The sequence below is a fragment of the Sphingobacterium sp. UGAL515B_05 genome, assembly GCF_033097525.1.
Taxonomy (GTDB): Bacteria; Bacteroidota; Bacteroidia; order Sphingobacteriales; family Sphingobacteriaceae; genus Sphingobacterium.
In genome coordinates, this window is the sequence record NZ_CP109907.1 from 1,324,272 (window position 1) to 1,348,543 (window position 24,272).

At 41.1% G+C, this 24,272-nt stretch carries 18 protein-coding genes; 8 read left to right on the plus strand and 10 right to left on the minus strand.

Annotation, left to right across the window (positions count from 1 at the left end):
- Nucleotides 1–3 precede the first annotated feature (3 nt).
- The 6 genes from OK025_RS05405 to OK025_RS05430 all read left to right on the plus strand — a co-directional run bounded on the left by OK025_RS05405 (nucleotide 4) and on the right by OK025_RS05430 (nucleotide 10,244).
- Entirely contained in the window at nucleotides 4–711 is a 708-nt protein-coding gene (locus OK025_RS05405) for a PspA/IM30 family protein (protein ID WP_088160063.1), read from the plus strand.
- Entirely contained in the window at nucleotides 698–892 is a 195-nt protein-coding gene (locus OK025_RS05410; protein ID WP_046674835.1) for a DUF4177 domain-containing protein, read from the plus strand. Before OK025_RS05405 ends, OK025_RS05410 begins: the two co-directional genes overlap by 14 nt.
- Nucleotides 893–903: 11 nt before the next feature.
- On the plus strand, nucleotides 904–1,629 hold the full coding sequence (locus tag OK025_RS05415) for an OB-fold-containig protein (protein WP_317668595.1): 726 nt from the start codon (nucleotides 904–906) through the stop codon (nucleotides 1,627–1,629).
- A 115-nt stretch (nucleotides 1,630–1,744) separates the two neighbouring features.
- The gene (locus OK025_RS05420) at nucleotides 1,745–3,859 is read left to right on the plus strand and encodes a flotillin family protein (RefSeq protein WP_317668596.1); all 2,115 of its coding nucleotides are present in this window, start codon (nucleotides 1,745–1,747) and stop codon (nucleotides 3,857–3,859) included.
- A gap of 84 nt (nucleotides 3,860–3,943) precedes the next feature.
- Nucleotides 3,944–5,377, plus strand: a complete 1,434-nt coding sequence (locus OK025_RS05425; RefSeq protein WP_317668597.1) for a serine hydrolase domain-containing protein — start codon at nucleotides 3,944–3,946, stop codon at nucleotides 5,375–5,377.
- A gap of 22 nt (nucleotides 5,378–5,399) precedes the next feature.
- Entirely contained in the window at nucleotides 5,400–10,244 is a 4,845-nt protein-coding gene (locus OK025_RS05430; RefSeq protein ID WP_317668598.1) for a DNA repair ATPase, read from the plus strand.
- 104 nt (nucleotides 10,245–10,348) lie between these two features.
- Here the strand turns inward: OK025_RS05430 and OK025_RS05435 are convergent, their stop codons facing one another.
- From OK025_RS05435 to OK025_RS05475, 9 genes are all read right to left on the minus strand, one after another.
- Nucleotides 10,349–12,052: a bifunctional alpha/beta hydrolase/class I SAM-dependent methyltransferase gene (locus tag OK025_RS05435; protein WP_317668599.1), complete on the minus strand. Its 1,704-nt coding sequence runs from the start codon at nucleotides 12,050–12,052 to the stop codon at nucleotides 10,349–10,351.
- 63 nt (nucleotides 12,053–12,115) lie between these two features.
- The gene (locus OK025_RS05440) at nucleotides 12,116–13,552 is read right to left on the minus strand and encodes a phosphatase PAP2 family protein (RefSeq protein ID WP_317668600.1); all 1,437 of its coding nucleotides are present in this window, start codon (nucleotides 13,550–13,552) and stop codon (nucleotides 12,116–12,118) included.
- Complete coding sequence (locus OK025_RS05445; RefSeq protein WP_317668601.1) at nucleotides 13,534–14,289, minus strand: SDR family NAD(P)-dependent oxidoreductase; 756 nt, start codon at nucleotides 14,287–14,289, stop codon at nucleotides 13,534–13,536. The genes OK025_RS05440 and OK025_RS05445 overlap by 19 nt, the downstream gene beginning before the upstream one ends.
- The gene (locus OK025_RS05450; protein ID WP_317668602.1) at nucleotides 14,286–15,314 is read right to left on the minus strand and encodes a patatin-like phospholipase family protein; all 1,029 of its coding nucleotides are present in this window, start codon (nucleotides 15,312–15,314) and stop codon (nucleotides 14,286–14,288) included. The genes OK025_RS05445 and OK025_RS05450 overlap by 4 nt, the downstream gene beginning before the upstream one ends.
- A 50-nt stretch (nucleotides 15,315–15,364) precedes the next feature.
- Nucleotides 15,365–16,195, minus strand: a complete 831-nt coding sequence (locus OK025_RS05455; RefSeq protein ID WP_317668603.1) for a phosphatidate cytidylyltransferase — start codon at nucleotides 16,193–16,195, stop codon at nucleotides 15,365–15,367.
- Nucleotides 16,188–16,790 carry a CDP-alcohol phosphatidyltransferase family protein gene (locus tag OK025_RS05460; RefSeq protein WP_317668604.1) on the minus strand — a complete coding sequence of 201 codons (603 nt, stop codon included), beginning with the start codon at nucleotides 16,788–16,790 and terminating at the stop codon, nucleotides 16,188–16,190. Before OK025_RS05460 ends, OK025_RS05455 begins: the two co-directional genes overlap by 8 nt.
- A gap of 162 nt (nucleotides 16,791–16,952) precedes the next feature.
- Nucleotides 16,953–18,437: a TPM domain-containing protein gene (locus tag OK025_RS05465; RefSeq protein WP_317668605.1), complete on the minus strand. Its 1,485-nt coding sequence runs from the start codon at nucleotides 18,435–18,437 to the stop codon at nucleotides 16,953–16,955.
- Nucleotides 18,438–18,617: 180 nt separating this feature from the next.
- Nucleotides 18,618–19,940, minus strand: coding sequence for a gluconate:H+ symporter (locus tag OK025_RS05470; protein ID WP_317668606.1), 1,323 nt, complete (start codon nucleotides 19,938–19,940; stop codon nucleotides 18,618–18,620).
- Nucleotides 19,941–19,956: 16 nt separating this feature from the next.
- Nucleotides 19,957–21,468 carry a gluconokinase gene (locus OK025_RS05475; RefSeq protein ID WP_317668607.1) on the minus strand — a complete coding sequence of 504 codons (1,512 nt, stop codon included), beginning with the start codon at nucleotides 21,466–21,468 and terminating at the stop codon, nucleotides 19,957–19,959.
- Between the two features lie 180 nt (nucleotides 21,469–21,648).
- Here OK025_RS05475 and OK025_RS05480 point away from each other — a divergent pair, with 180 nt between their 5' ends.
- A complete protein-coding gene (locus OK025_RS05480; protein ID WP_317668608.1) occupies nucleotides 21,649–21,828 on the plus strand; it encodes a hypothetical protein in 180 nt (59 codons plus the stop codon).
- Between the two features lie 40 nt (nucleotides 21,829–21,868).
- Here the strand turns inward: OK025_RS05480 and OK025_RS05485 are convergent, their stop codons facing one another.
- Nucleotides 21,869–23,500, minus strand: coding sequence for an ABC-F family ATP-binding cassette domain-containing protein (locus tag OK025_RS05485; protein ID WP_075994613.1), 1,632 nt, complete (start codon nucleotides 23,498–23,500; stop codon nucleotides 21,869–21,871).
- Nucleotides 23,501–23,584: 84 nt separating this feature from the next.
- On the opposite strand from OK025_RS05485, the gene trmD reads away from it, so the two are divergent.
- Nucleotides 23,585–24,262 (plus strand): tRNA (guanosine(37)-N1)-methyltransferase TrmD, encoded by a 678-nt coding sequence (trmD, locus tag OK025_RS05490; RefSeq protein ID WP_088160046.1) that lies wholly within the window; start codon nucleotides 23,585–23,587, stop codon nucleotides 24,260–24,262.
- Nucleotides 24,263–24,272: the final 10 nt, after the last annotated feature.

Sequence of the window (24,272 nt, forward strand, 5' to 3'; positions counted from 1 at the left end):
ATAATGAATATTTTTAAGAGAATTTTCAGAATCGGTCAAGCAGAGATCCACGCAGTCGTGGACAAAATGGAAGACCCCATCAAAATGACGGAACAGGGTATCCGTGAGATGAAAGAGGACCTGGAACAATCGTTGGAAGCCTATGCTAAAGTGAAGGCCTTAGCCATACGTACCCAAAACAATTGTGAAAAGAAAAAAGAAGAAGCCAATGAATTTGAGAACAAAGCTATTCTATTACTCCAAAAGGCACAAAAGGGAGAGCTAACGGCAGAAAAGGCCGAAGGTCTGGCAAAGGAAGCGCTGTTGCTGAAAAAACAGTTATTAATCGAAGCTAGTGAATTGGAGAAACAAGCTGTGATTCATCAAAGTTCAGCCGATGAGCTACACAAAAATGTAGACATTCTCAAATTCAATATATCGAAATGGGAAGGTGAACTCTCCACATTAAAGGCACGTGTAAAGGTCTCTAACGCAGCGAAAATGGTCAATCGGCAGCTCGCTAATATCGATTCCAATAGTACGATTTCCATGTTAGAACGTATGAAAGAGAAAGTCGAGGAAGACGAGGCACTAGCGAAGGCCTATGGTGAGATTGCACTAGGCAACAAAAGTAAAGTTGATGAGATTAACGAGACCATCGGCGGGTCTGAAGCCGTCAACAACGAATTAGAAGAACTAAAAAGAAAATTAAATAGTGATGAAAAGATTTGAGTATAAAACGCTAAAAATTGAACCTAAGGGTTTCTGGGGAACAAAGTTGGATCCCGAAAAAATTGATGAAATCTTAAATGATCTTGGAAATCAAGGCTGGGAATTGGTAACCATGCAGGACCTTGAGGTCAATGGCAATTCCTGGTCATTCCATTACACATTCAAAAGGGAGAAAATTTAAACAATAATACGATGACAGAACTAATCAATATCTTATTCAATCCATTATCCAATGGAATTATGACAGTCTTAACCGGCATGTCTGTAGTGTATTGGTTATTTATGTTTCTGTTGGGTGATGGAGTACATCTCTTTGATGCCGATGCAGATATAGAGCTCCATCCCACACCTGATGTCACGGACGTTGATGGATCACATGATATCGCAACTGAGGGGGGCGACCATGCTCACCATCATCATACGGATACGGACGCTAATACAGAACCTGGTTTCTTTGCAAAAGCAATGGATTACATCAATGTTGGCAAAGTACCCATCATGCTTATTGTAACACTATTCAAATTTATAGGCTGGATAATTACCATTGTTTCTTCGCTCTTTATCGACGTTGCTTCATGGGGAATAAAGTCTGTATTAATCCTAATCCCCGTTTTCATTGTTACATTTATATTAATGCATTTTCTGACCAAACCCTTAGCTAAAATGTTTAAAACTATAGGTTATAATGGCGAAGAAAGTCACGATTTTCTTGGTCGCATGGGTAAAATGAGAGCCAGTATTGAAGGCAAGAAAATAGGTTCTGCCGAATTTATCATCCAACAGGACCCGATTCGCCTCAATGTTGTCAGCCACAATGGGGAGAAAATAGGCTACGGAGACGATGTCATTATTGTTGACGAATCCAAGGACAAGAAATATTATTATGTGACCAAAGAAATCACGATAGACAATATTTAATGAAAAAAGAAGAAAAGACTCGACACCTAAACAACTGTCCGAAAAGAACGGGTCTTTATTCCTTTAAATCCTAATCGTAAACCCAACTATTAAAATCTAAATAAATACAAATCATATGCTATATCAACCTCTTTTATTTTTAAGTGGCTTAAACGGAATTATACTTTTAATTGTCGGATTGGCTGTCTTTTTAATTTTTGCATTCTTTGTTGTATTGAGTGCATTCTATAAGAAAATTCCACAAGGGAAAGCAATTGTCCGTACTGGTGTTGGTGGTACAAAGGTAGCATTCAACAAAGGAATGTATGTTGTACCTGTATTTCACAAGATGGAGATCATGGACATCTCAATCAAAAAAATTGAAATCGCCCGAATGCAGGGTGAAGGTTTGATCTGCAAGGATAATATTCGTGCAGATATCAAAGTTGCTTTCTTCGTTCGCGTTAATAAAAGTGTGGATGATGTGATCAATGTTGCCCAAAATTTAGGTTGTGATCGTGCAAGTGAGCCGGAAACATTAAAAAGCATTTTTGAATCTAAATTCTCCGAGGCCCTAAAAACAGTCGGTAAGAAATTTGATTTCATCGAATTGTATGAAGCCCGTCGGGAATTTCGCGACGAAATTTTGGATATCATCGGAACTGACCTGAACGGTTATATTCTAGATGACTGTGCAATCGACTATCTTGAGCAGACCGATATTGAGCATCTCAACCCAAACAATATCTTAGACAGTGAGGGCATTAAAAAAATAACGGAGCTAACGGCAAAACAAAATATCAATGCCAATTTTATCCGTCGTGATGAGGAGAAATTAATCAAAAAACAAAACGTGGAAGCACGGGAAGCTATTCTAGAACTAGACCGTCAGCTTGCCGAAAAAGAAGAAAAGCAAAAACGGGAAATTGATAACATCAAAGCACGTGAAGAAGCAGAAATAGCAAAGGTACGTGAAGAAGAGCGCTTAAAATATGAAAGTGTCCGTATTTCTACCGAAGAGCAACTGGCAGTACAGGAAGAAAATAAGCTGCGCCAGATCATCATTGCTGAGAAAAACAAGCAGCGCACAGATGCTGTTGAAGCAGAGCGCGTAGAGAAAGACCGTGCTTTGGAACAAACAGAACGTGAGCGCATTGTTACCTTGGCTCAGATCGACAAAGAACGCTCTATCGAGACGGAGAAGAAAAGTATCCAAGGGGTTATCAAGGAACGCGTACAATTGGAGAAAGGGGTTATTGAAGAGCAACAAGGCGTCCGAGACATCGAAGTATTCCGTGAAGTAGAACGAAAGAAACAAGCGGGTGTTATTGCGGCATCACAAGAAGCAGAAGAAAAATTAATATCCACTGTTAAGGCGGCCGAAGCTGCAAAAATCGCAGCAGAGCAGGAAGCGGAGAAAAAAGTAATCGATGCAGAGGCGGCTCGTAAAATTGCCGAAAAACGTGCTCAGGAATTATTGATCGATGCGGAAGCGAAAAAAGAAGCATCGCTGAAGGAAGCCGAAAGTCGTAAGATTATTGCTGAAGCACAAGCCAAAGAAGAAGCTGCGCTTGGCTTATCCGAAGCTGAAGTAATGGTTGCAAAAGCCGAAGCCGAAGAAAAACAAGGTACCGTTGAAGCTAATGTGATCGAGAAGAAAGCTGAAGCAATGCGTAAAGAGGGCTTAGCACAAGCAGAAGTTGTTCGTGAGAAAGCACTTGCTGAAGCAAAAGGTATCGAAGAGAAAGCTGAGGCGATGAAGAAATTGGATGGTGTGGGCAGAGATCACGAAGAGTTCAAATTGCAATTGCAAAAAGAACGTGATATTGAACTCGCACACATCAATATCCAAAAAGACATTGCTCAAGCACAAGCTGGCGTATTGTCGGAAGCACTTAAAACGGCAAAAATAGATATCGTTGGTGGCGAAACCATGTTCTTTGAGAATATCGTCCGTCAAGTTTCCAATTCCAAAGGTTTTGATCACTTGATTGACAACTCTAAACATGCCACAGCTATTAAGAATTCACTGATAGGTCCAGATGGACAAGGAGACCTTGCAGAGAAGGTGCGTGGATTAGCCGATAAATATGGAATTTCCACAAACGATATAAAGAACCTCACAGTTTCAGCAGCATTGATTAAACTTCAACAAGCGGCGACTGACGCTGAAAATGGCGAAGACAAAAGCTTTATCAATTCTTTGTTCGGATTGGCGAAAAACTTGGGCATATCAAACAAGAAACTATAAGAATATCCATCATCTTGAGCCTGCCAAAGAATTTAATCGCGACAGGCTCAAGATATTTTCTGAAAAATTTAGACAAGCAGTAAGATGCGTTTTATCCTATTTTCTGTTTTTATATTCTTAAACACACGAGTTGTAACAGCACAGACTGTTCAGCAAAGATTAGATTCATTGTTCCAATCGCTCAATACAGATGGAGAATTAAGTGGTGCGTTCTTGATCCTCGATAGTGGTCAAGTTGTGTTTGAAAAATATCTAGGTTTTCAGGATGCTTCCAAAACAAAAAGAATAACGAGCAATAGTCGATTTGAGTTAGCTTCAGTCAGTAAACAGTTTACGGCAATGGCCATTATGCAGCTGGAAGAGCAAGGTAAGATTTCTTACGACGACGATATCGTCAAATATTTCCCTCGTTTAAAGTTTAAAAATGTTCGCGTCAAAAATTTGTTGCGCCATACTTCTGGAATACCTGATTTTTTTAGTTTTCCAGAAAAATGGGTTGACACAAAGAAAATAAATAAAAATAGTGATATACTCAAAATACTAGAAGAACATGTAGATTCTGTTCTTTTCAAACCAGGTGAACAATGTTCGTATTCGAACACAAATTACCTGCTCTTGGCTTTGATTGTAGAGAAAGTATCTGGTCAACCGTTCGCTGTATATATGCAGAAATTTATATTCAAACCCGCTGAAATGCGAAATACATCAGTGTTCTCTGCACATTCACCACACGCAGATCTAAAAAACTATGCAAAGGGGATAACCTATAATATTCAAAATAAAAATTTTATAAATGTTGATGATTTTGAAACTTATAAATATGCCACCTATTTTGATGGTGTCAGTGGACCATATGGAATAAGTAGTACAGCTGAGGATCTACTAAAATGGGATCGAGCCCTTCAGAACTTCACACTACTAAAACGTGATAATTTTATAAAAGCTATTTCTAGCGATACCCTTAATAATGGGAAGCTGATTAGTCGGCATCATATGTATGAAGGTTTAGGTTGGGTATTTATGGATAGCACCAATAATGAGAACAAAATGCATTTTCACACGGGAGGTTACCCTGGTTATCAAACTATCCTTGTGCGAAACCCGGAAAATCAATGGTACTTTGTAGCTTTGATTAATAAATCAAACACCATAGGAGTCTTTCCTTTAACTATGGCAGTAGCAGCGATTCTGGAAAAAAATGAAGCTCTTCCTTTAGTCGAGCGAGAGAAACTTACAGGTGCAATCACGCTCGTTGAGTTCCAAATAAAACAGCTATTAGGAACATATGAATACACGAAACAACCCGAATTGAAATTTAAAATTACAGTTGACGACAAAGGCAGTCTATTTGCCCAGTTATCTGGACAGTCAGCCATTGAGGTCTATCCCAAAAATGAACTTGAGCTATTTTATACCGAGGTAAAAGCCGAATTAAAATTCCTGAAGGAAAATGATCAGATTTTATCAGTGACCTTATATCAAAATGGTCGAGAGTTAACATTCAATAAAGTGAAATAAGCGAAAGAACAAGCTGAAACTTATGCCAGAAGAAAACGTAACAAATCAGAACGACTCCCTTGATCAAGGTGCATACGAGATTATTCGGAAGCGACTTCTAACACAAAAAGAAGAGCTTTCTATCAAACTCCAGCAACTAAATAATGCCCGCAAGGAAGTATTTAATGCGACAAGCTTTATACTCAAGGCCAATCAACGGATCACCACAGAAAATAATTGTGTTGCTCGCGGTATTTTAGCCCTGGACAATCTATGTATATTCGGTTATAACGTCCATTTTGGGCTACGTACCGAAATTAAACTCGAAGATGTTTTCAGTGTATATACGTTCGAAAACAATCAATTTATCCCACAATCACTCGATCTGATCAATGATCCTAATTTCATTGGCGATTACCAAAATTTATATAAATACTATCGCGACTCGATCTTTTCCAAGTTTCGACGTACGGAAAATTATCTTTATATGATCTTTCAGACCAGCAAAAATCCTGCTGACCTGAAGGCATTCAAGTGGTTGATTAAAGACGGAACGCTCCAATATCAGGACGACCGCAGCATTCATGAGGTTAAATTGCCTAATCAGTTTGAGTTTGACTGGACGAAAACAACCTTAGAAGACCGTCGCCTCGGAAAACACCCGCACATTTCCATTAAGGACAAGATCTTTATAGAAGCGATCAATGGCGATATTACTTTTAAAATTGAAAACAATACCGATACGGGAAAAGGAATCTTCTCCGAAAAAGTTTCAAACGCAGACCAACAACTGGATGATGCGGATTACTACTATGCAGACCTTGGCAATTTGATTGCCGTTCGTATTAAACCGTATCAAGAAGATTTCCGTGCATTTGTCTTTAACCAGCGGACAAAGCAAGTAGTAAACCTTAAATCACTGAATGAATCGGCCATTCTACTACCCGATAATCAAGGAATCATTTTTTCTAACGGATACTACCTGCAGAATGGCACCCATAAAATCTTTGACGTCCAGTTTGACCAGGTTAGTTTTCTTAGGCGCATAGCATCACCAAACGGCGAAGACTTTCTCTATATCTTTTGTCAGGAGGAAACGAATACCTACATCTTACTGTCTTATAACATCATTCAGCAGCATGTCGAAACTCCGATCATCTGCAATGGCTTCACCCTTTTCAAAGACGGTAGTTTAATTTACTTCCGCACAGAGGCTGAAGCAACACGACATCATCAGGTTCAGATCTGGGAAACCCCTTACATGGCGGTACTCAAAGAAAATGAGCTAAAAAAAGAAGATCCGCTTTATAAGGTCGGTAATAAACAGATCGTACAAGCCATGGCCGAGGCACAAGAAGTCATACAGCTCATCAACAAAGAAGACAGTTATGAAGGTCTTTACGAGGATATACTCAAAAAATCGACTGTCCTACTTGACTCCTATTTTTGGATAAAGGATGAAGCCTTGTCAAATCTTGGGCAGCCACTCGCACAGATCAAGGAGGTCGCCAATACAGCAATTGATGAATTTGTTAAGGTCCAAGCCCAACGTAAATACGCCACAGAGCTCAATAGCAGTGCCGAGAAGAAAATGGAGGAGCTTACCTTTTCCATCAATAGTACAGTAGTCGAGAAGCTTGATCAACTTGTTCATCAACTGGCAGATTCACGTCGTTTACAGGGCGAAATCATTGACCTCAAAAATGTCAAATATATTGATGTAGTCCGCATCGATGCTTTACTCGATAAACTACAGTCAATCACCACCGAACTCGCCGAAAAGACAATTGCCTTCTTGCTTCGCGACGAGGCTTTACACCCCTATGAGCAGAAAGTGGAGCAACAGAAAAACAATGTTGCTGCAATTATCAAAGTCTACGACGCCAAGGCGATCGAGGAAGCCAATTCGGCTATATCGAGCGAGCTGGAGCTGTTGATCGATATTCTAAACAGTTTAAAAATCGACGACTCCACTCAAACCACCAAAATCATCGAAAAGATAGCTGTTATTTTCTCTTCCTTGAATGAAGTCCGGTCGCAGCTTACACGCAAACTCAATTCATTAAAAAGTACGGAAGCCATTGCAGAATTTTCTGCCCAACTTACGTTACTGGAGCAGTCTGTCACCAACTACCTTGAACTCTCTACGACAACAGAAAAAGTAGACGAGTATTATACCAAGGTCATTGTTCAACTGGAAGAACTTGAAAGTAAGTTCTCAGAATTTGAGGACTTCGCCCTGAAGATAGCAGATAAGCGCGATGAAATCATCAAAGCATTTAATTCCCGCAGAGAGCAAATCGTTGAACAGATCAACAAACGAAGCTCTTCACTCGAACAAATTGGCCTTCGTGTATTAAAGAATATCGAAAACAAGTCAAAGACATTTGCAACGCGTGAGGAAATCCTAAGTTTCTTTGCTTCAGATTTGATGATTGACAAAATCAGACAACTTGTGCAAGAACTGAAAACGCTCAGTGATGTTTCAAAAGCTGAAAATCTTGAAAACCTACTCAAAAAATCTCAAGAGGATGCATTACGCGTTTTACGTGACAAGAATGATCTTTTTGTAGATGGAGAGAACATTATTGCTCTTGGTAAGCATAAATTTGCCGTCAATAATCAGTCACTCAGTTTAACGCTCTTGCGCAAAAATGACGAAATATACTTCCATCTTACCGGAACGAGCTTCTATCAAAAAGTCAAAGGTTCCGAAATTGAAAACTTTAGAGATATTTGGGATCAGGAACTGATTTCCGAAAACAAAGATGTATACCGAGCTGAATATCTCGCTTATAAAACATTCCTTGCTTCTAAAGGACAGCACGATTTTGATGCCAACCTGTTTATCAATCAGACTGTCGAGCAAAGTTATTCGGAAGGTTATGTCAAAGGAGTGCATAATTTTGATGCCCTGGTAATCTATGATACCATCAAACAACTAGACAGCAAGCTTGATCTTTTACGTTACGATCCTCATTTGCGTGCTATGGCGCAGTTGTTTTGGCATTCACTGGCCCAAGACCAACAGGAAAAACAGCAAGCGTTGATCCAGTCTACACACGCCGTATTAAAAGCATTTCCAAATTCCACACGCTACCAATCTGTCGTTGACGAACTCACAAAATTATTCAACAATTGGGACACTCATTTGGATCGCTCGACAATTAATGGAGAGGAGATTGCGAGCTATCTTTTCCAGACTTTCACAAGCTATAGCAAGTTTGTCGTCAGTGAGCAATCGGATGAACTGAAGAAGGCTTTCATCAGGCTATTGGAAAACAAAAAGAGTTTCAAACTTTTTGAAGCAGATATTCAGCATACACAATTTAGTCTCGTAGACCGTTTCTATTTGACTTTAAATTGGCTAAATTCTTTTATCGACGAGAACAGTGACTACCAGGCTTTCCACAAGTACATTGAGGAAACTGCAGTCACACTTCTTTATCCAAAAGATGAATACCAATTGATCATCGCCAAAGACAATGCGCTCATCCAGGGATTAAAGGGAAATCATCCGATCTTGAACAATGGAGAAGAACAGATTCAATACCATCAATTTCTGCGTAGGTTGAAGACATTTGCCGAATTGAATGCCCCTCGTTTTCAAGAATTCGCTTCTTTGAAGGAGCAGCTTGGAAAAACATATGCCAAGGAGCTGAAAATCGGAGAATTTGAACCAAAAGTCTTAACATCTTTTGTCCGAAATAAGTTGATCAACGAGGTTTACTTTCCATTGATCGGAAATAACCTGGCTAAACAACTTGGGGCAGCTGGCGACAATAAACGTACCGCCAGAATGGGCATGCTTCTCCTCATTTCTCCGCCAGGTTACGGAAAGACAACATTGATGGAATACCTCGCGAAAACCATGGGATTACATTTTGTGAAAATCAACGGACCTACGATAGGGCATTCCATTACTTCGATTGATCCTGTGGAGGCCAAAACTTCCGGGGAACGTGAGGAACTTAAGAAGATTAATCTTGCCTTTGAAATGGCCGACAATGTGATGCTCTACCTCGATGATATCCAACATTTGAATCCGGAATTCCTACAGAAATTTATTTCATTGGCTGACGGGCAACGTAAGATCGATGGTATTTTTGAAGGCGAGAGTAAAACATATGATTTGCGTGGGAAAAGATTCTGCATCGTAATGGCTGGAAACCCCTATACAGAAAGCGGGTCCAAATTTCAGATTCCAGATATGCTTGCCAACCGTGCCGATGTCTACAATCTAGGGGATGTGATCGGTGATACCGAAGCACTATTCAATCTAAGCTTGATCGAAAATGCGGCAATTGAAAACAGCTACCTAGAGAAAATAGCAAGCAAATCCTTCAACGACTTCTATGCTTTAGTGAACTATGCGCAATCAGTGGTAGATCAACTTCCCGATTTAGAAGGCAATTACCTGAAGCAAGATATCGATGATTTTATAACGGTATTAAAACATGTTTTAAAGATCAGAAATGTTGTTATCAAGGTCAATCAAAATTATATTCAAAGTGCGGCCATGCAGGACAATTACCGAACAGAACCGCCGTTCAAAATGCAAGGATCCTACCGGAATATGAGCAAGCTCGTTGCGCAAGTTGTGCCCATGATGAACGATGAGGAGATTGATCAGGTTCTCCTCGCACATTATGAAAGCGAGTCACAAACCCTTACTGCCGATACAGAAAGTAATCTTCTAAAATTGAAAGAACTCGCCGGATTGATAAACAATGTGGAACAAGAGCGCTGGGAACACATCAAACAAATCTTCCGCAAAAACAATAAACATGGTGGTTTGGCCAAAGATGATAAGGTGTTTGCACAAATGCAGGACTTTAACGAAAATCTAGAGGGTATCATACAGGCCATTCGTGCTTATAAGAATTAGCATTTTTCATGATTTTTCCAGCTGACGACAAAAGATGAGTCAGCTGGAAAAAACTATCCTAAATAGACGCACAACCGTGCTTTTCTAGAAATAGCGATTGCGGACTACTTATTTACCGCGCCCGAAGAGACTGTAAATATGCCAAAGTCGTCGATTAGCATACGTTCCTTAACGACTCCATTGTAGGCCATCAGCCGGTCTAGTTCTTTCTGCGAACGACGGCGCATCACCCAGTCTTTTTTCTGATGACTGTTTAACACGTAAGCAATCATCTTTAACTGTGGATGCCATGGCTGTCCAGTATAAACCAAATGACTACTTTCTTCACAAATCGAAGTTGCACCTTTTACAGCCTTACTTGCCATTTCATTGTCACCAAAAAGTTCAAAGATACCTGAGATAATAACAATGTTAGGCTCAAATTCTAGTTTGGAATAGGTAGCTGGATCAAAACAATCGTAGTTGGTAAATCGTATTCCCTGCAATCGGTTTCTACGGATAATCTTCTCTCCTACCGCAATATTTGACAACAGGAATTCATTAATCACGATTTCGACCTCGGGATATTTTTCTTTAATATCAAATAAGTAATTTCCGGTCCCACCCGCAATGTCCAATATCTTAACGGTTTTCCCAGCAGCTTTAACATTTGTTATATGCTCTTCCAGCAACTGTAACAAGTGTTGTTTTCGAATGCGAATTCCTTTCCAGCCGATGGCCTCCAGATAACCACGGTCGAGGATGCGCCCAAAGCGATTTTTACCCTGCGATTCATTGCGATAGACGTAGTCTAGCGATATCCCAGAATCAAATCCAAACTGCAGGCCTAAATTCATTCCTTTACTTAAGGAACCTATTTTACCCAATGCCCATTTCTGGACCGCATAATTCAATTTTTCACCCGCAGGAAGTAACTTATGGTATAATTGTTCATACTCTTTCACCGAAAACTCATCGGGTTCCAGCGTCAGCTCAGGACGTTGTCGGGCATAGGCCTTGTCGATAAAGTTTCGCAGATACTGATACACCTTTTGCCGGTTTGTTTCAAATAGAATCCCATGGTAGAAATTACGTAATGTAATAAAGGTCTTCAACTTTGAGGCGATTGTCACAAAGAATTTTTTCTGCACCGAATTTTTGACCACATAATCTTTTTCAGCAGAAAGGACAATCACAGGAATATCAATCGCCGCAGCGTCTTCAACGATACGCTCGCCAGCTTTTAATAGATCAACCAACAAAGCGCCATTGATAGATTTGGATATCAAAGGATCGGCATCGTAAGCCTTCTGCTGATCGATATCGTGAGTCAACACCTTAGATTTGACATAACTCTGGATAATCAGATCTTTTTTTAGCTTTGTTCCCAAAGCAATCATCTGATTTGCCAAGGGCACATATAATTTAATTTCAAATGCAGGTGCCAACAATGCAATACCTGCGACTTTAGGAGCAAAATCATGTACCCAGGCACTGACAACAACTCCTGCAATACTATTGGCGATAACGAAAATGTCTTTCGGATCAACCAAATATTCACGGCCTATATAATGAACGAAACTATCTAAATCCCGTACATAATCCATAAAGATCGGTGAAACTGGTTCTTTCGTATAACCATGTCCGCGCAAATCAAATGCAAAGATTGAATGATCAGCAAACTGTGGATCCGTAGCCATCTCCTGCAGACGTTCCGAATGCTCATGCCCACGGTGCAGTACGATCAATGCCCGCTGTCCGGCCTGATAATTCCAAACGCGATATAATAACTCCCCTTGATCAAAACTCTTGAAGTAACCTGATTTCATGTATAATTTTATTGACTAATATCAAATAGCATATTTAACAACAAAGATCATGCAAATGACTGTCTAGCTATTTCTCTCGACTAGCACCTCCATCAACTGAAGTGTATGTTTATGCAACACAAGATGCTTATTATGAGATTTAACCAAATCTATAGCATCCATTAAATCTAAAGATAATATTTTTTGTGACAATAGAACAGCAAAAATCATACTCCTGTTGTAGCCCATTGTACAATGTATAATCATATTTTCACCTCGCTTCAATTGCTGATAACGGATGACGAGCGCAGCCAATATCCTTTCGGCATCAGCCAGCGTAATTGCCGCTATATCCAACAATGGAAATGAATGATAGTTTTCCTGTACATGTAGGATCGCTATTTCTTCCAATTCTGCAGCCAGGTCAAAAACAACCAGATGCTTATTCAGACCAAGCACACGGAGATCTTCTGCTGTCGCCCTCGGGCCTACATAACAACGTGGTAAAATCTCAAGCAATGATGATTTATTACGACGTCTTACGAATCGCCACAACAACCAATAAATCCATTGGTATGGGCTATAAAACAATTTCTTAAAGCCGGGTATCCAACCTTCTTCATTTTTCAGAAACGTTGGATTATTGATAACATAATTTCTTCCTACCGCAATACAGACTAAGGATGGCCAACACCAAAGATATAATCCAAATGCATGAGTCCCGCCCCACAATGCCAGTAACAGTAAACACCAGCCGATGGCGTAGTAAACGTTGCCAATTCCTTGGTTTCTACGACAAACCTCGGCCTCCAAGTCTAATTTCGCCTTTTCGTCTAATTTCATCTTTTCGGTACCGGCCAAAAAGGGCAAATCCCCCGCCTTTAGCCTCGATAAAGCGCTGTCATGAAGCAATACCGATGGAGATGGGAATAGGACAAATCCGACATGAGCCAGAATCATCGCGGTCAACACATCCACCAGATGGTGCTGATAAACAGTGAGTGTAGCAATTCCCATGAATAGCAACCAAATCCCCACTATCCAGCGTGTCCAGCCTTTTAGCTGCCTACCGAGCACAGACCAAAACAGACATGCATACGCCACATGCAGCGAAGGGGCTTGATTAAATGGAGAGTCATGCTTACTCAAAAAGGTGAAGAAGAATTTAAAAACAGGATGCTCAACGTTAGGCCTATCAAAGGAAAATCGCAAGGGAAAAATAAAAAAACAACAAATAGAGACGATGGTAATGAAACTGAAACGCTTCGTATAGACCCAAAGCTCTTCTCGACTTCGACAACAGAAAGGAACCAAAGCGAAGAACAAACCGCTACTCATGTAGGGGATAATCATCCAAGAAACGAACGGCATAAAGTGTTCAAAAGGAAACACAAACGAAGATACAATAACCTGATTTGCAGCATGGACCGCAGCAGCAGAATAAGTCAACTGAAAAAATAGCGCACAATAAAGGAAAACAGCAAATTGCAGCCCCCTATTTTTCAGTCGTTTTTCATCCATTTGGCCTTCCTTGACATAATTTTATTCAACACAATATTTGGAAGTAGTCCCAGAGATGCCATCAACCACTTCATACGCTTCGGAAAAACGACTTGCTTCTTCTTCTGTTCGATAGCTGTCATTATACGCTGTGCGGCATCGTCTACAGGGATTAAGAATGGCTTTTTAGACAAATCTTGCTTATTGAGCGCTCTCAATTTTTCCGTATCAACATAGCCCGGAGCAATAACAGTAACCCCGATTCCATACGGATAAAGTGCCCTACGATACGCATCAGCCACTTGGATTGCAGCACGCTTTGTCTTACTATATAGGCTTGAATTGGGAAAATGGAGCGTTCCCGAAACTGATGCAACAATTGCAATTTGTCCTTCCGGCTGGCCTTGCATAGCAGTTCTAGCCGCTTCAAAACAATTTAAAGTGCCCATCATATTGACCTGGAGCATAGCCACCGTCTCCTGATAGCTTATTTGTTGAGCAACGTCATCCGCGTAACTCCCTGTACAATTGATAAAGAGGTCTAAAGGCATATGCGCACAAAATGAACTGACCGCATTTTGCAGGCTGCTCAATTGACATACATCGACTTCAAAACTTCTGATGCTATGTCCCCAAGGATAGGCTGACATTTTCGTCAGATCACGTCCACATACCGCTACCTCGGCTCCTCGCTCAAGATAACGCTTGGCCAAAGCAAGGCCTATTCCACTTGTACCACCAGCAATAAATACTTTCATTTCAATGAATTTAATGTCACCTCATAGCCATAGTTCCATTGCGCTTCCATCGCTTCAGCAAATTCTTGTTGATCAATCGGGAAAGACAGCGTAACTTCAAATCTAGACCAATCAATTCCTTTTTTACAGTATTTCCCAGCTAATTGTTCCGCGGCATCCCGTGTATCAATCCAATGTGCACACGGAAACTGCTGTTCCAAATCTGTTAATCGTTTATTTCCGCTAAAGCCTAATACCGCCCGAACCAACGCTTCTTCTTGTGGTTTATAAGGTTGTTTACGCTCACATATAATGTTTTGAGCAAGCACCTTTGCTAGCTCCATTGGAACAAGATCAATTGCTCCACCAGCGTAATAAGTTTTATTGGAGCATACAGGTTCAATATAAAACATATCGGACATCGAAATACGGGCCGCCTGTAGCATAGAAAATTCAGCGCTCAAATGAACTGCCTTAGCCACTGCACTATGCTCGTAATTATCATCCAAAATTCTTATTGCCTCAACAGGCACGTTTGCCAATACATCCTGAGTTCCCATCAATATCTTTTGATAGAGTTTCCGGTCCCCACGCCGCTGCCCAACTTCAGACGGACTGAATAGCATTTTAGCGCCGACCACAAGTGCTGGAATTGCTGCTGAGAATGGTCTATCCAATGTCGGCAATAGTAAGGAAAGATCCTGTTCCATATGAACGAGATAGCGATTAAAAACGTCCTCAATAAAGGGCGCCCGTTTTTTGTTAAACTGTTTTTTCAAAACATACACGCCCAGCCTCCCCAAACGACGCTGTTCTGTAAGCCGATGATGCAGGAAAAACTGATAAAACTCGTCTGATTGCAGATAGGACTTGCGCGCTTCATGTGTATCAAAGGCCTGTATAACAGCCACTGCCATTGAACCACCACAGCTTGCGATGAGCAGATCTGGTTTTAAACCCAGCTCATCTAACGCAGCATACATACCAAGATATAGACTGAACCGGGTTCCACCCCCCGAAAATAAAACAGCACGTTGATAAGCCATCAGATTGAAATTTTAGTTAGCCTTCTCACTACCACATTCATCAAATTCTATTAATTCCCCAACAACAGGATAATCAAAGCATAAAACAGTGGCGCATTGAAGATCAGACTATCGATACGATCCAATAAGCCACCATGCCCAGGAATTAATGTCCCAGTATCTTTTACTCCTGTCTTTCTTTTCAGATAGGAAAAAAGGACATCTCCCCAGAATCCCAAAATACCGAAAAACAAACCGAACAACGAAAAGTATAGAAAATTCTGAAATGGCAGTAAAAAATAGCCCAATAAATTACTCAATATAATTGTTAAGCTGATACCGCCCACACATCCCGCAATTGTCTTATTTGGACTAATACGCGGAACGATTTTACGTTTGCCAAAAAACTTGCCCATCAGGTATTGAAAGACATCATTCAGTTCCGTTAACATAACAATATATCCGACTAATTTTAGTCCTAGGAACGCGTTGCCATCCATTTTAATGGATCGGATAAAAGCTAAATGGCTAAATGATAGCAAACAAGCTACCGCGCCCAAAAACAGCCCAAATACAGCTCCCTTCTTAACCTTTAAACCATATTTGAAAAACAAAGCAGTCCCCAAACACAAGACGCTAGCCAACAATAGATATGCTTGATAGGAACAAAAGTATAGGAGCAATGCTTGCAACAATGCCATGCAAAGAAACACCAGTGGTTGCATCTTACCTTCAGGGATAAACATACAAGCAAACTCGCGCATCCCTTGAAAGGTTATCCAGGCCACAAACAAGGGTGATAATGTTGCAGGAACGAAGGCAACCGCCAGTACCAAGACAATATATCCCCAGCTTCTAACACGAACAGGAACATCTGCGAATTTGCCGTTGGCATCAGCCATGTGCCAAAGCCTTTCTCAATCGAGTTACCGAACTTAAAAGTAAGAGTAAGCACAAAACACCAAAAATATAACTTGAAACAGTAACTATGGAAATATGCAATAATGCTAAAATTCCATATACCCCCAACAGCAAAGCACGATCACTTTTACCCATCGGCCCATCGTAACGACGATCATTGGCAATCACCTTCCCGATCAATCCACAAAATTCATTCACAACACTTAATACGATAAAAGCGACGATCAGATATACGCTTTCCGGATGAAACTTCAGCAAAGGAAAAAATAGCACGACATCCGAAACAATATCTCCGACTTCGTTCAAAACTTCGCCCGTCTTGCTAGTCTGATTAAAAAGTCGTGCCATCATGCCATCTAAGGCATTCAAGGCCATTCGTAATAACAATCCGATTGGCAGGGCCAAAAAGAAAATCGGGAAACGATCAGCATACCAAAACAGTGAAGCAATGATCAAAGACAATACAATAGATCCGATCGTGATCTGGTTTGCCGTTACCTTTTTTCTATGTAAAAAGTTCAAGATCGGCATCAGCAACTGCTGAAATTTTGGTTTTAATTTATAAACAGAAATCATCTCGCGCTAGCTGTAATTTATTTTTTCATTTTTTTTAAAAAAAATTTTGCATAGTGTAATATATACACTACATTTGTGTCATCATAATTTAGGTTTATAATTGGTTATTTAAGGTTTTCATTCTCCCCGTTTGAAAACCTTTTTTTTGCCCTAAATTACCGACTACCATCTTCCACCGGCACCACCCCCACCAGAAGATCCGCCACCAAAGCTTCCACCGCCACCACTACTACTAGATCCTCCGCCAGAGCTACTCGATGTTGAGCGCACTTTAACTGGAGTCGAGTGTTCAGCATGAGATACCCGATGTCCACAATTCTTACACAAGTCAAAGCGTTCCTCTAATCCCTGCGAACTATAAGTTGCTGCACGTATCGTCTTGGTACGTCCAGTTTCAAACGTTCTATAATGACATGCAGGACATTCAGTGAACCCAACATTCTCGTCCCAGGGAACCAACTTTGTTTCATTGTTCACCTGATCTATCCAGATTTCGTACGAACGGCTACCGATTTTTTCCTCCAAAAGCTGCCCCTTATCCAGGTACGCACTTTCACGGGTAGATACATCGTCCTTATTCATGCGCAACCAGCGACCAGATTGATCCGGCGGCATCAATCGAAGTTCATTCTTCCGAATGCGCTTGTTTAATCCAATGAGATCAAATAGTGCCAATGGACTCAGTAATAGCGGAACCAAACCCCAGACACGAAATTTACGTAGGGCCTTTTGAATATTTTCCTCATCCTGATAGGAATTAACAATTTGCGTGCGGCTTGCATTGTATTTCATGGCCAGGGTAATACTACCAAAAACAACTATAAAATAAGGTAGATTTTTCCACTGATAGACCTCCTCAAAATTATTGAGGGCAAATGCACAGATAAACACCGAGATAAACATTAATATCCCCATACAGCCGCATCCACTGACTAAAGGCGGAAAATATTTACTTTTTTTGGTCAACTTTCCTTTGATCGCTCGCGTCACCTCGCCCAACCAGATATAACAGATCACAAATAAACCTAAAACCAATAGTGAATTTCGCAGGATAGGACTTTTAAAGCTCCAGACCGGCGTTGCCTCTGGCATCAAGCGTTCCAGCTCAGCCTTACTATCCGGTGAGGTAAGTATTGTCTTAATAAATTCTGCGGCCTCCGTAACACCGCGGTCGTAATCTTCATTCCTAAAATTGGGTACGAGATATTTTTCGCCAATACGTTTTAAATAGGCATCGGGCAAAATACTTTCCATACCATACCCTGTAATAAAACGGTATTCATGCCGGTCTTTAGCAATAAACAACAAAAGCCCATTGTTACTTTCCTTCTTACCGATACCCCAGGTATTGAATAATTTTAAGGCAAATTCGAAATCACTGTCACCAACATAATCATTCACGACAACGATGGCAAATTCACCTTTTGTAGCAGCCTCAATCTGCGTCGATAAGCCATCTAATTCGGCCACTGTACCCGAGGATAGAATCCCATCCGGATTGGAGACAAAATAATCCTGTCCCTTTAATTTGGGGCTTGGCAAATTGTCGACGGTATAGGCGATAAATTGCCCGAAAGCTGACAGCCCAGGGAGGCAGCTTCCTACCCAAATCAATAAAAAAATAGAAAAACGATGTAATCTCTGCATAGTTTTAGAACAACAAAATTTGGCTCATTGTCACGATATTAAGAAAAAAAAATCAAACAAAGGTTTTCATCAAAAAAAAGCCCATAATCAAGCGATTATGGGCCTATATAATTCAATATTCGTTTAACACGCGCTGTCCTATTAATGTGTCCTAGCAATATGAAACTTTCCCATTCGCTGTCAATGACCAAGCCAGTGTAAAATCAAGACACCGATCAATCCAATAACAGAAACGAGCGTTTCCATCACCGTCCATGAGCGAAACGTATCCTTTATGCTCACTCCAAAATAAGATTTAAACATCCAAAACCCCGGATCGTTGACGTGTGAGAACATGAGACTACCCGCTCCCGTCGCTAGCACCATTAATTCAGGAGTAACCTCTCCTGCCTGCACAATGGGAAGCATAATGCCCGCTGCCGTGAGCCCAGCAACACTAGCCGAACCGATAACTAGGCGAATGATACCGGCTATTAACCATGCAAGCACAAGAGGCGACAAACTCAGGTCTGCTGTTATATCAGCGATGTAGTTCGCTACACCACTATCTACCAAAATTTGCTTGAAAGCGCCTGATGCTGCAATAATAAAAAGGATCATCATTATCCCGCGGATTGCTTCTTCCACACTTGCTGACTGCTCCCGCAAACTTTTGCCTTGGCGGATACCCATTGTGTACATCGCCATTAGCGATGCAATCATTAAAGCCACCACCGGGTCACCCAGGAAACGTAGTGCCTTCAGCCAGGAGGAGCCTTCTGGAAATATTAGATGGGAAAATGAACCAAAAGCAATTAAAATTATTGGAAAAAGCCCGGTAAATATACTAATTGCAAATCCGGGAAGCTCTTTTCGATCTGCTTGATTGTGTTCAGGAAAAAACTCCGTGGGCGGGTTGGTCGGAATACGCTTAAGCATCCTGCCAAAGAGCGGTCCACCGATAATTATGGCAGGAATTGCCACAACAATGCCGTACGCCATTGTTAAACCTATATCCGCTTTGTAGGTAAGCGCTATGGCCGTAGCTCCCGGATGTGGAGGCAAATAACCGTGTGTCACGGACAGCGCTGCCAGCAACGGAATGGCTACGTAAAGCAAGGGCATTTTATTAGATGCACATACCATGAAAACGAATGGTACTAAGACGATAAAACCGACATTGTAGAATAAGGGAATACCTACTAAAAAGCCCGTGAGAACCATAGCCCAAGGTAAGTTCTTTTTGCCAAATACAGCAGTTAGCACCGTTGTAATCTTTTCTGCAGCACCACCCTCCGCCATCAATTTCCCCAGTAGAGACCCGAAAGCCAACAATAGTGCCAACTGGCCCATAGTTGTACTCACTCCAGTTTCAACAGATTTAAGGATATCGACGGCACTCATATTCATCGCAAAACCGACCGCAACCGAGGTTATCAGTAATGAAAAGATCGTGTTTAACCTGACGACAGTGACTAAAAGAAGTAGTAAAGCTACTCCCAAAATAACGATGATTAGAGGCATAATAATTTATATCTAGTTAAAACTCACCTTCCAATAAATGGTACAGGCGTTCAAATTTTTGGAAGTTTCTAATATATACAGCGTGATTCTCCGCACTCGGTTTATAACAGTGCTCGGTATCTTGCTTTCCTTCCGTTTGTTTGTTTTTTATAGTAGGACCACCTCCATGTATGCCCAAGGCTTCCAAGCCTATCAATGCTGCTCCCCATGCAGAGCTTTCTACTGTATTTTTGGTAAATACAGGTTTATTGAAGATGTCTGCAAGCATCTGCACCAAAAACGATGAACGCGCTAAGCCGCCGCTTGCAAAGATCGTATGAATGGGACCGGTGTTCTCCTCTAATGCGAGTCCTACACTGTAAATTGCAAACAACATCCCTTCCATCATGGCACGTGCAAAGTGCGCCCTGCCGTGATGCAACTGTATTCCAAAATAAACGCCTTTTGCATTGGAATTCCAATGTGGTGCCCGTTCACCAGTTAGATAGGGCAAGAATATCAAGCCCTCCGCCCCGGGAACGACGGAGTCGACCAAAGCATTTAACGACGTAGAAGGATCTCCATCTGCTTCCATTTGGGTAATTTCGCACAAAAAGTTGTCTCGAAACCAGTCGCGTAATACACCGCCATTGTTAACCGCACCACCAATTATATATTCATTTGGTCTCAGCAGGTATGTAAATAGTCTTTGTTTTTTCTCTTGATTTGCCTGCAAACTTGCTACGCGAATAGCCCCACTGGTACCGATTGTTACCGAAGCCACTCCGGGACTTATAGCCCCTACCCCGAGATTAGCCAAACAACCATCGCTACCACCTATAACAAAAGTGGTATCTTCAGGGATCTGCATCAAGGCCGCAATTTTTGGGCTAGGCATATTTAAAATATAATCGACCGGAACTGGAGATGCTAGTTGCTCTTCCGATATACCTGCCAAGCTTAACGCCTGATCAGACCATGTTAGGCGATGTATGTCGAAAAGCCCTGTTGCAGATGCGATGGAATGATCGACCACGTAAACTCCAAAGAGCCGGTAAAAAAGAAATTCTTTGATACCGATAAACTTGTGCGACTGCGCAAATAATTTTTGATCGTTGGACTTTATCCACATTAATTTGCAAAGCAAAGACATGGGATGTATTGGTGTACCCGTCTGCTGATAAAGCAGCCTGCCTACCTCACTTGCCTCCAAGGCAACCGCAATATGTTCACTTCTTCGATCTGCCCATATAATACAGTTGCTAAGTGGCTGTCCCGCCGAGTCAACAGCGATTAGTCCGTGCATAGCACTGCTCACCGAAATACATACGGGTTTCGGTAGCTCAGTACGAGATTGCCTTAAGCTAATCATTACATACCGAATAGACTCAATACATGCTGCATAAACAATCTCCGGATCTTGCTCGTACCAGCCTTCCGACGGGTTTAATATAGGATAAGATATACTATGCTGCGACAAGATGTTACCTTCGTAGTCAAATGCAACAGCTTTCGCAGATGATGTCCCAATGTCTAATCCAATGATCATAAATAAAATTGATGTTTAGGAGAACTCAATATACGGATTATCTGTTAGTTTACAACTAAAGGCTCAATACCAGCGAAGTAATTCGAGGGAGAGAAGCGCCACATACCGATCTGCTGATAATTGTCTTTCGTAGTATCAACATTAACGGTAAATATCAACTTAGAAAAACGGTATTAAACGATGAGTATAGATAAAAAGAATAACTACGATTTTGGAATAGTTGGACTCGGCGTAGCGGTATTGATCGGGAAAGTATCTGTCACACGCTTTGGGATTAAGGGAAAAAAGCTTGAAGATTCGGTTAATCTTAATTTAAAATGCAAAAAAGCGGCTTTTATATCAAAAAGCCGCTTTTTATAACTGAGCCCCTATCGGGTTTTACAGTACGTTTATTTAGATGCTAACGTTCAATATCCTTTAAGCTACTCATCTTCTTGTATTCCAAGAAACCTTTAATGTCTTCAAAATGCTCCCGTACGCGTTTATTTCCGAATTCAAAGACTTTCTCTGCCAAACCATCCAAAAAGTCACGGTCGTGCGAAACAAGGATCAGCGTACCATCGAAATCTTTCAAAGCATCTTTGATAATGTCCTTTGTCTTCATGTCCAAATGGTTTGTCGGCTCATCGAGAATCAATACATTTACCGGTTCCAACAACAATTTTATCATTGCCAGACGTGTTCTTTCTCCTCCGGACAGCACTTTCACCTTTTTAGTTGTATCATCACCACTAAACATAAAGGCTCCTAAAAGATCTTTCATTTTAACACGCACTTCACCTACAGCAATTTGATCAATGGTATCAAAAACGGTCATCTCTCCATCAAGCAATGCGGCCTGATTTTGTGCAAAGTAACCAATTTTTGCATTGTGCCCTACTTTCAGCGTGCCTTCGAAATCGATTTCCCCCATAATTGCTTTGATCATGGTCGATTTACCCTCACCGTTTTTCCCGACAAAAGCGACCTTTTCACCACGTTCGATGACCATATTTGCTTTTTGAAATACGACGTGCTCATCATAAACCTTGGTTAGATCCTCAACGATAACAGGATATTGACCTGAGCGCGGGGATGGTGGGAATTTAAGACGCAGTGCGGAAGTATCTACCTCGTCGATCTCAATGATTTCCAATTTCTCCAACATCTTTACACGCGATTGCACCTGCAATGTTTTAGAATAGGTACCTCTGAAACGATCGATAAACTCCTGATTGTCCGCAATAAAGCGTTGCTGCTCTTCGTACGCTTTTAGCTGATGCTGGCGACGCTCCTGACGTAATTCCAAGTAATGACTATACTTGGCACGATAATCATAAATCCTTCCCATCGTCACCTCGATGGTCCGATTGGTGATATTGTCGACAAATGCCCTGTCGTGCGAAATAACGATAACTGCTTTAGCCGAATTGACGAGGAAATCTTCCAGCCATTGGATACTCTCGATATCCATGTGGTTGGTTGGCTCATCCAATAGAATCAAATCCGGCTTTTTCAATAATATTTTAGCTAATTCGATACGCATCCGCCAACCACCGGAAAACTCAGAAGTCTGTCTTGTAAAATCCGAACGCTCAAAACCGAGCCCCTTCAGGACCTTTTCAACCTCTGCATCATAGTTAACTTCCTCAATCGAATAGAACTTTTCACTTAATTCAGATACGCGTTCGATCAATTGCATATAATCGTCAGACTCATAGTCTGTTCGGATATTTAATTGCTCATTCAGGTTTTCCAACTCATCACGCATACCATAGACTTCTTCGAAAGCCTTTGATGTTTCTTCAAAAACAGTCACGTTATCCTCTGTTAACAAATGTTGCGGTAAATAGGCTATAATCGCATCTTTCGGACCAGCAACATTACCTGTAGTAGGTTTACCCACTCCAGCGATAATTTTCAGTAAGGTGGATTTACCAGCACCATTTTTACCCATCAATGCGATCTTATCATTCTCATTGATGGAGAAAGATACATCTGAAAAAAGAGTTGTTCCCCCAAAGGAAACAGAAATATTATTTACGTCAATCACTGTATATACACTTAATTTTGGCACAAAGATAAGCGAATCAATCTTATAAATAGACAATGGTGCATTTTTGTGTATCTTTGCCCCATGCGTTTTGATATTATTACGGTCTTACCTGACCTCTTGGAAAGTCCATTTGCACACTCTATTTTGCAACGAGCAAAGAACAAAGGCTTGGCTGAAATATATGTCCACAATTTAAGAGACTATTCAACAAATAAACACAAAAGTGTCGATGATTATCCGTACGGGGGCGGATCGGGCATGGTCCTTCAAATAGAACCCTTTGCCAAGTGTATAGAGCAATTGCAGGCTGAACGGGAATACGATGAGATCATTTACATGACTCCCGACGGTGAAACATTCAATCAGGATATTGCGAATGGCTTATCTACAAAAGGAAATATGATGATTCTCTGTGGGCATTACAAAGGAATAGATCAACGTATCCGTGATATTTATGTAACAAAAGAGATCTCAGTCGGTGATTATGTACTGTCCGGAGGTGAGCTTCCAGCGGCGATTGTTACAGATGCTGTTATCCGTCTGATTCCCGGAGTTTTGTCGGATGAGACATCCGCGCTTTCAGATTCTTTTCAGGATGGATTATTAGATGCGCCTATCTATACACGCCCTGCAGACTGGAAAGGCCACAAAGTGCCTGATATTCTCCTGAGTGGTCATGAGGCAAAAATCGCTGCATGGAAAGATGAACAACAGTTAAAAAGAACGCAAGAAAGACGTCCTGATTTATTAAATGATTAAGAAATAAGGT

Coding starts and splice junctions, on each gene's coding strand:
- OK025_RS05460 (WP_317668604.1), bottom strand. CDS start 16,790: ATGATTTCTGTTTATAAATTAAAACCAAAATTTCAGCAGTTGCTGATG.
- OK025_RS05440 (WP_317668600.1), bottom strand. CDS start 13,552: ATGGATGAAAAACGACTGAAAAATAGGGGGCTGCAATTTGCTGTTTTC.
- OK025_RS05465 (WP_317668605.1), bottom strand. CDS start 18,437: ATGCAGAGATTACATCGTTTTTCTATTTTTTTATTGATTTGGGTAGGA.
- trmD (WP_088160046.1), top strand. CDS start 23,585: ATGCGTTTTGATATTATTACGGTCTTACCTGACCTCTTGGAAAGTCCA.
- OK025_RS05420 (WP_317668596.1), top strand. CDS start 1,745: ATGCTATATCAACCTCTTTTATTTTTAAGTGGCTTAAACGGAATTATA.
- OK025_RS05415 (WP_317668595.1), top strand. CDS start 904: ATGACAGAACTAATCAATATCTTATTCAATCCATTATCCAATGGAATT.
- OK025_RS05435 (WP_317668599.1), bottom strand. CDS start 12,052: ATGAAATCAGGTTACTTCAAGAGTTTTGATCAAGGGGAGTTATTATAT.
- OK025_RS05410 (WP_046674835.1), top strand. CDS start 698: ATGAAAAGATTTGAGTATAAAACGCTAAAAATTGAACCTAAGGGTTTC.
- OK025_RS05455 (WP_317668603.1), bottom strand. CDS start 16,195: ATGGCTGATGCCAACGGCAAATTCGCAGATGTTCCTGTTCGTGTTAGA.
- OK025_RS05445 (WP_317668601.1), bottom strand. CDS start 14,289: ATGAAAGTATTTATTGCTGGTGGTACAAGTGGAATAGGCCTTGCTTTG.
- OK025_RS05425 (WP_317668597.1), top strand. CDS start 3,944: ATGCGTTTTATCCTATTTTCTGTTTTTATATTCTTAAACACACGAGTT.
- OK025_RS05470 (WP_317668606.1), bottom strand. CDS start 19,940: ATGCCTCTAATCATCGTTATTTTGGGAGTAGCTTTACTACTTCTTTTA.
- OK025_RS05480 (WP_317668608.1), top strand. CDS start 21,649: ATGAGTATAGATAAAAAGAATAACTACGATTTTGGAATAGTTGGACTC.
- OK025_RS05450 (WP_317668602.1), bottom strand. CDS start 15,314: ATGGCTTATCAACGTGCTGTTTTATTTTCGGGGGGTGGAACCCGGTTC.
- OK025_RS05430 (WP_317668598.1), top strand. CDS start 5,400: ATGCCAGAAGAAAACGTAACAAATCAGAACGACTCCCTTGATCAAGGT.
- OK025_RS05405 (WP_088160063.1), top strand. CDS start 4: ATGAATATTTTTAAGAGAATTTTCAGAATCGGTCAAGCAGAGATCCAC.
- OK025_RS05475 (WP_317668607.1), bottom strand. CDS start 21,468: ATGATCATTGGATTAGACATTGGGACATCATCTGCGAAAGCTGTTGCA.